Source organism: Marinobacterium iners (assembly GCF_017310015.1).
GTDB classification, from domain to species: Bacteria; Pseudomonadota; Gammaproteobacteria; order Pseudomonadales; family Balneatricaceae; genus Marinobacterium; species Marinobacterium iners.
In genome coordinates, this window is the sequence record NZ_CP022297.1 from 513,583 (window position 1) to 526,170 (window position 12,588).

The 12,588-nt window shown below is 51.7% G+C and carries 9 protein-coding genes; 8 read left to right on the forward strand and 1 reads right to left on the reverse strand.

Features of this window, described 5'->3' with window-relative positions; all coding sequences use genetic code 11:
* Positions 1 to 45 precede the first annotated feature (45 nt).
* Positions 46 to 2,052: a flagellar hook-associated protein FlgK gene (gene flgK, locus CFI10_RS02545; protein ID WP_206838983.1), complete on the forward strand. Its 2,007-nt coding sequence runs from the start codon at positions 46 to 48 to the stop codon at positions 2,050 to 2,052.
* A gap of 2 nt (positions 2,053 to 2,054) precedes the next feature.
* Positions 2,055 to 3,650 (forward strand): flagellar hook-associated protein FlgL, encoded by a 1,596-nt coding sequence (gene flgL / locus CFI10_RS02550; RefSeq protein ID WP_206838984.1) that lies wholly within the window; start codon positions 2,055 to 2,057, stop codon positions 3,648 to 3,650.
* Positions 3,651 to 3,668: 18 nt separating this feature from the next.
* Here flgL and fliT read toward each other — a convergent pair whose 3' ends face one another.
* A complete protein-coding gene (gene fliT / locus CFI10_RS02555; RefSeq protein ID WP_206838985.1) occupies positions 3,669 to 3,989 on the reverse strand; it encodes a flagellar protein FliT in 321 nt (106 codons plus the stop codon).
* 203 nt (positions 3,990 to 4,192) lie between these two features.
* Here fliT and CFI10_RS02560 point away from each other — a divergent pair, with 203 nt between their 5' ends.
* The 6 genes from CFI10_RS02560 to CFI10_RS02585 all read left to right on the forward strand — a co-directional run bounded on the left by CFI10_RS02560 (position 4,193) and on the right by CFI10_RS02585 (position 12,583).
* Positions 4,193 to 6,205, forward strand: a complete 2,013-nt coding sequence (locus tag CFI10_RS02560; RefSeq protein WP_206838987.1) for a flagellin N-terminal helical domain-containing protein — start codon at positions 4,193 to 4,195, stop codon at positions 6,203 to 6,205.
* Positions 6,206 to 6,276: 71 nt separating this feature from the next.
* The gene (locus tag CFI10_RS02565) at positions 6,277 to 6,672 is read left to right on the forward strand and encodes a flagellar protein FlaG (protein WP_206838990.1); all 396 of its coding nucleotides are present in this window, start codon (positions 6,277 to 6,279) and stop codon (positions 6,670 to 6,672) included.
* Between the two features lie 58 nt (positions 6,673 to 6,730).
* Complete coding sequence (gene fliD / locus CFI10_RS02570) at positions 6,731 to 8,782, forward strand: flagellar filament capping protein FliD (RefSeq protein ID WP_206838999.1); 2,052 nt, start codon at positions 6,731 to 6,733, stop codon at positions 8,780 to 8,782.
* A gap of 45 nt (positions 8,783 to 8,827) precedes the next feature.
* A complete protein-coding gene (gene fliS, locus CFI10_RS02575) occupies positions 8,828 to 9,232 on the forward strand; it encodes a flagellar export chaperone FliS (RefSeq protein WP_206839001.1) in 405 nt (134 codons plus the stop codon).
* Between the two features lie 298 nt (positions 9,233 to 9,530).
* Entirely contained in the window at positions 9,531 to 11,246 is a 1,716-nt protein-coding gene (locus CFI10_RS02580) for a type I secretion system permease/ATPase (RefSeq protein WP_206839003.1), read from the forward strand.
* A gap of 11 nt (positions 11,247 to 11,257) precedes the next feature.
* Positions 11,258 to 12,583 carry an HlyD family type I secretion periplasmic adaptor subunit gene (locus CFI10_RS02585; RefSeq protein WP_206839006.1) on the forward strand — a complete coding sequence of 442 codons (1,326 nt, stop codon included), beginning with the start codon at positions 11,258 to 11,260 and terminating at the stop codon, positions 12,581 to 12,583.
* The last annotated feature ends 5 nt before the right edge of the window (positions 12,584 to 12,588 follow it).

Consider the following 12,588-nt stretch of genomic DNA (forward strand, 5'->3'; position numbering starts at 1 on the left):
CGTTACAGATAAGCCGGTGCGGTTGCTCCGCCTGGGAGAAACGAGATGAGTTCAAGTATCCTCAATATTGGTGTTCAGGCACTCAACGCCAATCAGACAGCGTTGTCGTATGTCGGCCAAAATATCGCCAACGTCAATACCGACGGCTACAGCCGTCAAACCATCCAGATGGGGACGCAGGACCCTCCAATATTGGGTGTAGCGGTAAAGGACATCAAGCGGATGACCGATCAATTTCTGATCAGGCAGGTTTGGGCCGATACCTCGTTCTACAAAAGCAATGAAGCATACTCTGCTAAGATAACTCAGCTGGATTCCATGCTGGTGTCTGACTCCACGAGTCTTTCGTCCTCTATGGACAGTTATTTCTCCTCTCTGCAGCAGGTCGTAGATGACCCGCTGTTTATTGCTAATCGCGAGCTGTTTCTGGCCGAAGCGGCTTCATTGGCGAACTCATTCAATGATTTTGATAGCAAGCTGCGTACCCAGTCTGAATTAGTGAACACAGAGATTCGCAGCATGGTGCAGACCGTTAACGCGATCACGGAAAACATTGCTGCGTTGAATGTTCAAATCGGGACCTTGCAGGCATCAGGTCAGAACGCGAATGAATTGCAGGACAAGCGTGACTTGCTGGTTAAAGAGTTATCAGGTTATGTGACGACCAGTGTTATCGCGGATCAGGGTGACAGCTACAACGTGATGATCGGAACGGGACAGCCTTTGGTTGTTGGCAGCAGCGCGGCTAAGCTTGAAGTAGGTATCAGTGCAGAAGACCCCACACAGCTTGCCATCTGGATGACAAACCGCTCGGGTACGCGTTCTTTGGTTACTGATCAGCTGGGTAACGGTGCAATTGGTGGATTGGTCAACTACCGCGACAATGTCCTTCAGCCTACCTTGAACGAGGTAGGGCGTATGGCGATCGTTTTTTCAGAAACGATGAATGAGCAGCACCGCAAAGGGATGGACCTTAACGGTGATATGGGCAATGACCTGTTTACCCCGTTCAGGCAGGGTGAAGTAACCGCTCATGCTGAAAATCAGAACCAGGATACATCTGCAAACGTTGGTTTTTACGACGTGAAAGCGCTGACGGGAAGTGACTACAGGTTTGAAGTCACTGGAATTGATACTTTCCGAATAACACGCTTGAGTGATGGGCAGCGCTTCGAGTCAGCAAACATGGATGAGTTGTTGGTGGCTAATGGGTTGGATCAAAGTGGCACATTCTACAGAGATTCAGCCAATGACCGTTTGAGTGTCAGCCTTGATGGCGTAACGTTTACCTTGGCGGGGGATGCGGGCATTGGCGACAGTTACCTGATACAACCGACACGCTCGGGCGGCCGTCTGATGGGAACCGAAATTACCAACCCACGCTTGCTCGCCCTTGCCTCCCCCTTGCGTGTGGAACCTGCCAGTACCAATACTGGTAATGCTGAGCTTGCCAATATCTCCCTGACCTCTTCTCTGCCAACATCGAATCTTCGCACTGGCAATGCAGAGTTGCCGTTGGAGATTGTCTTCAATGCACCAGATGCAGACGGCAACATCACCTACTCCGTTTATAGTAACGTTGCGTCCGGTATGCCGGAGATATACGAATCGATGGAAAATCTGGTGTATGTCGAAGGTGAGCCCATTGTAATCGCCCGGGATGACTATGAGTTGACGTTCAATAATCAGCCCAACCCGGGTGATCGGTTTACCATTGAGTTCAACACCGATGGCTACTCAGATAACAGTAATGCCTTGGCAATGTCTGACCTGCAAAGCCAGACTTTGGTAAATGGTTTCAGTTATCAAGATACTTATGGCCAGCTTCTCGCCAAAGTGGGAACTCAGGCCAGCAGCGCTAATATTTCCTTCGCGTCGAGTAAATCCGTGCTGACCGCCAGTGAAAACGCACTGCAAAGCGTCGCCGGTGTGAACCTGGACGAAGAAGCGGCCAACCTGGTGAAGTACCAGCAGGCATACTCGGCAGCGGCCCAGCTTATTTCAACCTACCAGAGTATTTTTGACAGCTTGATCGGAGCTGTGAGGAGGTAGTTATGCGTATTTCAACAGGGCAGATCTTTACCAGCGCCAACCGTAACATGATGGAGAACCAGACGTCATTGCTGGAGATCCAGAACAAGATATCCAGCGGTAAAAAATTCACCAGTCTGGCGGAAGACCCTGTCGGAGCGAGCCGAGTTGTGGGGTTGCAGCGTGAACTGGCGCAGTTGAAGATGTTCCAGAGCAATATTGACGCTTCCCGTCGTAGGCTGGAGCTGGAAGGTACAACACTGGATGACCTGAATACTGCCTCTGACCGCGCCCGTGGATTGGTTTTGCAGGCAGCTAACGGCACATTGGGTGATGCGGATCGCCAAATTATTTCGTACGAACTGGAAGAGCTGGTTGGCTACATGGCCGGTCTGATGAATACGCGTGACGCAAAAGGAGAGTATCTCTTTTCGGGCTCACAGGGACAAGTACAGACCTACACACAACAAGGTAATCGCTATGTTTTCCAGGGCGATGCGACTACCCGCCAGATCCAGGTCTCCAGCGAGCTGTACATTCGCTCGTCAGACTCGGGCCAGTTCCTGTTTGAATCGGTGATTGATGAGCCAAGCCTGCGGGCAACCGGCAGTTTGCAGACCAGTTTTGACCCGGAAAACCTGACCGTGACCGACCCTGATGCCTTTGCGGCATTGATGCGACAAACCGGTGATATCAGTGTTGAAGTCGATCAATATGTCGACAGTGTCACGAGTGCTACCGTTAATATATATACCTTGCGTGACAGTGCGGGAAACGTGGTGAAGGATGCGTCGGGTAACCCGTTGCAAAATGTCGAATTCACTAACGGCGCTGTTCCTGAAATAGAGCTGCCGGGTGCCAGGTTGGTACTGGACTTGGTCGAGCCTGTTTCTCCTGATCCGTCCGCGCTTGCCATTCAGGGAGAGGGTGCCGCGGCGGTTGGCGCAGGCACAATTTCATCCGAACCGGACTTCCTGGAGTTGATGCGCGAGACAACTGGCGATATTAGGCTGGATATGGCCTATGACGCTGATAGCGATGAATACGCATACACCGTGACGGATCAGGCTGGCAATACGCTGACAAGCGTAACGGGTCTTCCCTCCGCCTCACCGTTGCAAACAGTCAATCTTGCGGGTCCGCCCCCAGTGTCGTTTGATATTGACCTGACAACGGTGACTGACGCCACGGTCGCAACCTTTGTTGTGGATACGCCGCCGACATCAGAGCTGAAACTCGGTTTTTCCCAGCCGCCATCCAACATATTGAACACCCTGCTCGATACCATTGCGCTTATGCGTGAGCCGGTAGTGGGTAATGCGCAGGCGCAAACTGAGCTGCAAGAACGTTTTGCGAAAACCCTGGATCAGATCAGCCTGTCACAGGAGCGGCTGTCTGAAGCCACGGCTACGCTCGGGTCGCGCCTTAATACGCTGGATGATGCTGAAATGACCAATACGGACTTCAAATTGATGACCGAGGGTACTCTCTCATCTGTGCAGGATTTGGACTACGCTGCAGCTGGAACAGAACTGACCAAACGCAAGCTTGCCCTAGAAGCCGCCTATGCCAGTTTTGCCAAAATTCAGGATCTGAGTCTGTTCAATTACATACGTTAAAACCGGAAACGTTAAGGCTCAACTGAACCGGTCATAGGCCTTGCGCGCCTGTTTGCTCAACTGCAGCTTGCTGTGCTCTTCCCCCACCTCTTTACGCTGTGCACTCAACTGCTTGAGAATGCTCTCCTCAAGCAGTTGAGCCTGTTTAATAAGGCCTTGGCACCCAACCAATACATCGCGTGGCCAGGGCTTCTGGCTTTCAATATCCAGCTCGGCTACAAGTTCGGCACGTTGTAGCTGTAGTGACTCCACCTCGGCCAGGTCGCCGCCTTCAACTTTGGATTGCAGCGCCTCGGTGACCTGTAGCAGTTGCAGCGACAGCTCCATGATTTTATCCATTCGCGTTACCTCACAAAAATGCTAATGCCCAGTCTGAACGTGCCGATAAAGCAACACAAGCACCCGGTACGGCACATACAAATTTAGCCCTAAAGTTTGTACCGAGTGGGTCGATAAAGTAAGCACAAGCGGATCAACCGCCCAGTTTTAGCAACGATTTGCATACAGCCGGTCAGACAGACCGCTATCGAGGAGAAACACTCATGGCAATGGTAATCAACTCAAACATCATGTCGCTGAATGCTCAGAATCAGCTGACAAAATCCAGCAATGAACTGAACACCTCTATGGAGCGTCTGACCAGCGGTAAGCGCATCAACTCGGCTGCCGACGACGCGGCAGGTCTGGCCATCGCCAACCGTATGACCTCTCAGGTGCGTGGTCTGGACCAGGCAGTGCGTAACGCCAACGACGGAATCTCTCTGATCCAGACCGCCGAGGGCGCGCTGGAAGAGTCTACCAACATCCTGCAGCGTATGCGTGAACTGTCCATTCAGTCTGCGAACGGAACCTACTCTGAAGGTAACCGCTCTACTCTGAACGCTGAGGTGAAGCAGCTGACTGAAGAACTCAACCGTATCTCTGAGACAACTGCCTTTAACGGACAGAAAATTTTGGACGGCTCGCTGGGTGAAACATCCTTGCAGGTGGGCTCTGAAGCCAACGAAACCATCAGTTTCCAAATCCAGGCTATGGATGCGAAAACTTTGGGTATGGGGTCTACAAGTGCCGATGTTATGGGGGGGCAAAATACCTTGGCAGCACAGACAACTGCTCTGACCAATAATTCAGTCATGATTAATGGTCAATCTGTACTGGGTATTGGCGAGACTTGGACTGGCGGCACAGATACGTTGGGTGAGCTGATTGATAAAATCAATACAAATGTAAGTGGTGTTACAGCATCAACTTATGCTGAAGCAACCACTACTACGGTAGGAACAGGTGTTCTTGTTGAAGGAACAGATACCCTCACGGTTGATCTCGTGAAGCTAGATGGTACAGCCGCTCAGGTTCAGATTACTGGCACTGAAACAATGCAAGAAGTGGCGGATAAGCTCAATGAGCAAGGCGGTGGTTTGATTTCCGCAAGCCTTGTTGATGGTAAGCTTTCTATATCTGCAGAGAATGTAACTAGCATTGAGTTGACTTCTGCTGGTGCTACTGCAAATGTTGGTACTCTTCCAGTAGGTGCCCAGACCGCATCAATCGCGTTGTCGTCTGACAACGGTGAAGATATCACTGTTGAACGAGGCACAACTGGTAGCACTTCAACACTTGCTGAATTTGGATTCCGTGAGAACAACGTTGGCGGAGTCATTGAAGGTGCAGCATGGGATGGCGCCACAGCTCTGGCTGCTGGTGACGTTAAAATCAATGGCGTCTCCGTGGGTGCATCGGACTCTGCTTCCTTGGCGGATAACATCAAAGCCATCAATGAAGTAAGTGAAGATACTGGAGTTAAGGCAAGTGCCTTCACCTCTATAGAAATTGATACAGCCACTAACTCAACAGGTGCTGGTACTGCTGCTGCATTCACAATTAATGGTGTGACTGTTGCTGCAGGAGCGGATGCAAAGATATCCACGACAGCTGCTCAGATTAATGCGGTAACTGATCAAACTGGGATTACTGCAGTTGTAGAAGGCGATTTTCTTCGCTTAGAGGGGGATGTCGCTTCGGTCACTTTTGGTGATGCTTCTGGTGCAAGTGATAATGGTGCAGCTTTTGCTGCAGTCCTTGGTGCCGGATTGGCTGCTGGTACCGATGTGGCAGATACACTTGGTGGAGTCAAGCTGACTTCAGATAGCGGCGCGCCAATTAGTGTAGATGTGACTGCGAATGGTGCACTTGCTACAGGTCTTCTTGACGCAAATGCCACAGCAGCAGGTAAATTCGGCGCAGCAGTTAACAGCATCGATATTTCAACTGTAGCGGGCGCTCAGAAGGCGATCGGTATCATCGATAACGCGCTGGATACCATCAACTCGACTCGTGGCGACCTCGGTGCGGTAAGCAACCGTCTGGACTTCACTATCAACAACCTGTCCAGCATCTCCGAGAACGTATCCGCTGCACGCTCACGGGTAGAAGATGCCGACTTCGCCAAGGAATCTGCAAACCTGAGCCGTGCCCAGGTGCTGCAGCAGGCCGGTACAGCAATGCTGGCCCAGGCCAACGCCGCACCGCAGCAGGTACTCTCACTGCTGCAGTAAGCATTAGGGTCTATCCTTAATGAGTAAGGCTGCCCCGCCGGGGCGGCCTTTTTGAACAAGAGGTAAGGGTAATGAGTATCGAAACCTCCGGCATTAATGCAAATGCCCAGTCACAACAGTCAAGCGCATCTTCCCGTCAGCTGCCTGACTCCGCCTCAGCCAATGCGGCTGCGCCCGTGCCAACGCTGAATGCAGCGACGAATACTGTGCAACAGGCTCAGCAGGCTGAAAAGCCTGAGGTATCCCCTGAAAAGCTGCAGGCAGCTGTCGAGAAGATGAACGAGCTGATGCAGAGCGGTAACCGCTCGCTCAGATTTTCCGTTGATGACACCGCCGACAGGGTGGTGATCAAGGTTATGGATCTGGAAACCGAAGAAGTGGTGCGCCAGATACCTACTGAAGAAACCCTGAAATTCTCTGAATTTCTTGAAGGTATGGTTGGCCTGATCTTTGACGAGAAGGCCTGAAAGCACACTCAGGTCTCTGCTACACTGTACCGCCTAAGCGCAACCCAGGGAGGCCCTCATGTCTAATATTATCTCGTCACTTGGTGGTGGTTCAGGGATTGATACGACCAGCCTGGTATCCCAGCTGACTCAGATCGAGCGCGCGCCCAAAGAACAGCGGCTTGATGTTCGGCAGGAAAAGCTCGAAGCTGAAATTTCAGCGTACGGCACACTCAAAAGCGCGCTCTCTGATTTTCAGGGGGTGCTGGCGCCTCTGGGTAACAGTGACACCTTTAACGCGCGCTCGGTTGCCTTCCCTGAAACCGGCGTTATCACGCCCAACTCCTTGGCGGCAGGCGCGCAAACCGGTAGCTACCAGATCGAAGTGATGAGTGTGGCCAAGGCCCAGTCTTTGGTAATGGGTAACAGCGCTGACCCGAAGTCACCGCTGGGGGCCACGGGTGAGCTGAGTATTCAGTTTGGCGAATGGAGCTACTCCGGCAACGACCCGGACCAGTTCCAGGTCAACGATGCCCGTGCGGCATTGAATGTCACGGTTGATGCGTCAGACTCACTGCAGACGCTGGCAGACAAAATCAACAAGAGTGACAGTGGTGTTCAGGCCAGTGTGATGAATGTTGATGGCCAATACCAGTTGATGCTCAGCGCCCCGTCCGGTGGCAGTAATGCCATGCAGATCACCGCATCAGATGGGGCAACCGGCCTTGAAGGTTTTGAGTACAATCAGGCAGCGGCTATTGCCGGCACCGGTGCCCTGCAAACACAGGCCGCCAGCGATGCTGTGCTTGAAATCAATGGCCTTGAGGTGCGTCGAGACACCAATACCATTGATGATGTCATCGAAGGGTTTGACTTCACAATCAACAAGCCCAGTAACGGTGAAGTCGTCAACTTTTCAGTCGATGCCGATAAGGCTGTGGCTGAGCAGTCTATTCGTGATTTTGTCGAAGCCTATAACAGCTTCCTGACCACTGCGAAGAATCTCACGGGTTACAGCAAAGACGAAGACAACAATACGGTGCGCGGTGACCTGGCCACTGATGGTACCGCCAAGGCTCTTATCAGCCAGCTGCGGGGTATGGTGGGCGCTGAGGTTAATGGTGTCGAATCCGGCTTTACGGCCCTGACCAATCTGGGCATACGTACCGAACTGGATGGTTCGCTTTCCATTAACGAAAAAGAATTCAGCTCGGCCATGAGCGATAACTTTGATCTGGTCGGTGATCTCTTCGCGCAGAAGGCCTCTTCCAGCAACAGTTTCGTTGATGTGGGTATGGGTACGCGGATCGGCAACACGGTACCCGGCAGTTATCAGGTTGAGATCACACAGGACCCTGCCAAGGGATCACTTGCTGGCGGCAGCGTTGGCACTCTCTTCGATAACCCGCTGGATACCAGTGGCGGAGGTTATACCTTCAAAATCAGTGTTGATGGCACGGTCAGTAATGAAATCGCCCTGAGCGGGATCTACACAGACGCTGAATCAATGCGTTCTGATCTGCAATCATTGATCAATGGTGATGAGAAACTCAAGGCGGTCAACGCCAGGGTTGATGTCGGTTTCGATGCCGACACTGGCCAGTTTACCTTTACATCACGCGAGTATGGTGCTGGGTCAAAGGTGAGTTTGAGTGAGCAAAGTGCCGCCATGGATGATGTAGGGCTTGGCGCAGGCTCAACGTTGACGGCTACGGCTGGTCGTGATGTTCAGGGCACAATCGATGGCGTAGCTGCCTTTGGTGCCGGTAATGTATTACTGCCCGAGCTTGGGTCTGATGCCTACGGACTGAACCTGTCCATAAGGCCAGGAGCGGCTGCCGAAGGTGAGTTCACAATCGGCTTTTCACGCGGTATGGGCGGTCAGTTGACCAATTTGATTGATCAGTTCCTCGCCCGAGATGGCGCCATTGCTACCCGTGAAGAAAATATCGACAAGCAGCTGGATAAGGTTTCCACGGACCGAGAAGATCTTGATCGCCGTATGGAACAGTATGAAACTCGTATCAGCGCCCAGTTTCTGGCAATGGAGCGCATTATCAGTAGCCTGAATACCACCGGCAACTCGCTTGATGGTATTCTTGACCGACTGCCGTTTACAGCACAGAAGTAACTGAGTGCAGCCCTAAACCGTTTTCCGATAGAGTAGAGCGACTGAATGAACAACAAGGCCCTGAGTCAGTACAAAAGCGTTGATTTGAATGCGGCGGTAGCCTCTGCCAGCCCTCACCAGCTGATCAGCATGCTGTTCCGTGGCACACTTGAGGCGTTGGCAAAAGCGAACGGCGCAATTGAGCGTAAGGATATTCAGCTGCGCACCACTCAGATTAACAAGGCCTGTGAAATCATCGTTAACCTCAAAGGCTCGCTCGATCTTGAAAAAGGCGGCGAAGTGGCTGAAAACTTGGATGGCCTTTACGACTATATGCTGCGCGCACTGATAGAAGCCAACCGCAACAACGATATTGCCAAGGTCAAGGAAGTGTCTGGTCTGATTGCTGAGATCGCTGAAGGCTGGTCACAAATTCCGGCAGAAGAGCACAACACCACGGCTGTTGAGTAAATCATCAACCGGCTTTGCCGGGCTTTGGCCGTATCCTGAAAACCGAGCATCTGCTCGGTTTCTTGGTTTTGTACGAGGTACATAGCCTCAGTACTGTAGAGCTTGTGTTAGCCCGGCTGTGAGGTGTCAGTGTGCATGATGCTGTGGTAGTATCGGCCACGTTTTTAATGATGGGCCCAGAGCGAATGGGCCAGTTCTACTTCGAATTTCATGAATTCAGAGTGAAGTGGCGTTTTGATATCGGTCGCTAACGGGTAATCACGGGTAGTCAAGCCTCTAGGCTTTTGGAGTGGTTTACATGGAGAAAAAACGCACGGATCTGGAAGCGGTGCTACATGCCTGTCGCGCCAGTTTCTTCAGTGTGGGTCTGTTCAGCATGTTTATCAACCTGCTGATGTTAGTACCAGCCTTCTATATGTTGCAGGTATACGACCGAGTTGTAACAAGCGGCAGTATCCCGACTTTGGTGATGTTGACGCTGGTGATGATACTGTTGATGGTCACCATGGGTGGGCTTGAGTGGGTACGCTCGCGCATCATGGTACGAGTCAGTACGCGGATGGATACCTTGCTTGGCAATCGCCTCTATGATGCAAGTTTCAAACAGGCTCTGGCGTCAGGTGGCATGCAAGCCAGTGCCCAGCCGCTAAGTGATATGACCGGGTTAAGACAGTTTCTTACCGGAAACGGACTGTTTGCTTTTTTTGACGCCCCTTGGGTGCCTATTTATATCGCTATCATGTTCATGTTCCACCCCTGGTTTGGGGTGATGGCGATTATTGCAGTGATTATCCTGTCAACTATCGCGGTCATTAACGAAAAGGTCACCAGCAAAATGCTGAACGAGGCCAATCGTGAAAATATGGCCGCCACTCAGTTTACCAGCAAGAACCTGCGCAACGCTGAGGTGGTTGAGTCCATGGGAATGCTTGGGCGTATACGTGATCGCTGGCAGGAGAAAAATCACAAGGTATTGGCGTTACAAGGCATCGCAAGTGATAGAGCCGGTATATTGACCTCTCTTTCAAAAACAATACGCCTTATTGTACAGTCGCTTGTTTTGGGTTTAGGTGCCTATTTGGCCGTTCAGCAGGAGATTTCCCCAGGGCTTATGATTGCAGGTTCAATCCTTTTGGGCCGGGCCTTGGCTCCTATTGATCAAATGATAGGGGTTTGGAAACAGTTTGTTGGCGCGCGTTCTCAATATCATCGCCTGAATGACATTCTAGGCAAGATAGCTCAGGAACCGGAGCGCATGTCACTGCCCGAGCCTGTTGGTGCGGTGAGCGCAGAAAATGTAATGATTGCCCCCCCAGGAACTCGAACGCCGGTTGTCAAGGGCGTCACGTTTTCAGTTGAACCCGGTGATATGGTAGGGATTATCGGCCCGAGTGCTGCAGGCAAATCCACACTTGTGCGTGCAATATTAGGAATTTGGCCAACTATCGGTGGCAAGATGCGGCTGGATGGGGCTGATATTTTTAATTGGAAACGTGATGAACTGGGGCCGCACATCGGTTATCTGCCACAGGATATTGAACTGTTTGACGGTACTATCAGCGAAAATATTGCACGGTTTGGTGAGGTGGATTCTGATGAGGTGGTACGCGCAGCACGCACTGCAGGGGTGCATGAGCTTATTCTTCAGTTACCAGAAGGCTATGATACCGTCATTGGTGCCACCGGAGGGATGCTGTCTGGAGGGCAGCGTCAACGAATAGGCTTAGCCCGAGCCCTGTACGGCAACCCGAAACTTGTTGTGTTGGATGAGCCAAACTCAAATCTTGATGATCAAGGTGAGGCCGCATTGGCTCAGGCGCTGGAAAAGCTGAGGCAGGCAGGGGTGACCGTTTTTGTAATTACCCATCGTGCGAGTGTACTGTCACACGTGCAGAAACTGATGGTCATGAAAGAGGGAGCCATATTGATGTTTGGGCCGAAAGATCAAGTTCTTGCGGACCTTAATAAAGCAGCGAAACCGTTACCGACAACAGCGGTAGCCCGACCGGCCTAAGGGATTGAAGCATGAGTGCAGAAAAGCTGAAAGCCATACGTGAAGGCCAGTTCGAGTTGGATGTTTCCGATAAGGCACCGCGCCTGATAGGGTTGTTAATTCTGTTTGTGACGTTTGGCATGTTTGGTACCTGGGCCGCCGTGGCGCCTCTTGATAGTGCGGCCTTGGCACCTGGCGTCGTCACCGTAAAAACGTACCGTAAAACGATTCAGCACCTTGAAGGTGGAATCGTGAATGAAATCATGGTTCGTGACGGTGATCAGGTAACTGCGGGTGAAGTGTTGCTGGTGCTTGATGATACCCAGACACAGGCGGAGCTTGGGATCGTCAAAGGGCAAATGATAGCGGCCTTGGCACAAGAGGCTCGCCTGCAGGCTGAGCGTGACGGGCGCGAAGAAATTGCCTTTCCCGATAGTTTTGCTCGCAACGATCCGCGTGTCGAAGAAGCGGTATTGAGTGAGAGTCAGGTCTTTACGGCACGCATGAATTCACATCTGGGCGAAATCGGTGTGCTGGAGCAGCGCATGACTCAGATTGATGAGCAGGTACGCGGTCTTCAAGCCATCATCCGCAGTAAGGATGAATTAATGAAGTCTTACCGTGATGAAGTGCGTGACCTATCAGAGTTGCTGAGTGATGGCTTTGTCGATAAGCAACGCCTACGTGATCTGGAGCGGAGAGTGTCTGAGCTTGAAGGTGAAATGGCCGATAATCGCTCCAATATTGCACAGGCAAAAATGCGTCGAGGAGAAACGGAGCTGCAAATTCTGCAGTTGAAAAAGGATTTCCACACCGAGGTGGTGAATCAGCTATCTGAAGTGCAGTCGAAGTTGTTTGATCTTCGCGAGCGTGAACGTGCCTTGACTGACCGTGTAGAGCGTACGGTGGTGCGTGCACCTGAAGCCGGCATGGTGCTGGGTATGAAAGTTCACACGGTGGGTGGCGTTGTCAGATCTGGCGACCCGATCCTGGATATTGTACCTGCCGCTTCTGATCTGATTATAGAAGCACAGGTGTCTCCTATTGATATCGATCGAGTCAGCATCGGTAAGTTGGCAGATGTGCGCTTCAGTGCGTTTAAGCAGGCGACTACACCTGTGATTGAAGGTGAGGTGACACATATATCGGCTGATCGCCTGACCAATGAAGAAACCGGGATGCCTTATTATCTGGCACGCGTTGAGCTGACAAACAAGGGGCGTGAACTGTTGGGCCCCCTGTTGCTTATTCCGGGTATGCCGGCTGAAGTGCTTATCAATACTGGCGAGCGGACATTGCTTGAATATCTGGTACAGCCGGCAACCAATGCCTTCGCTCGCTCATTTATAGAGGACTGAATTAT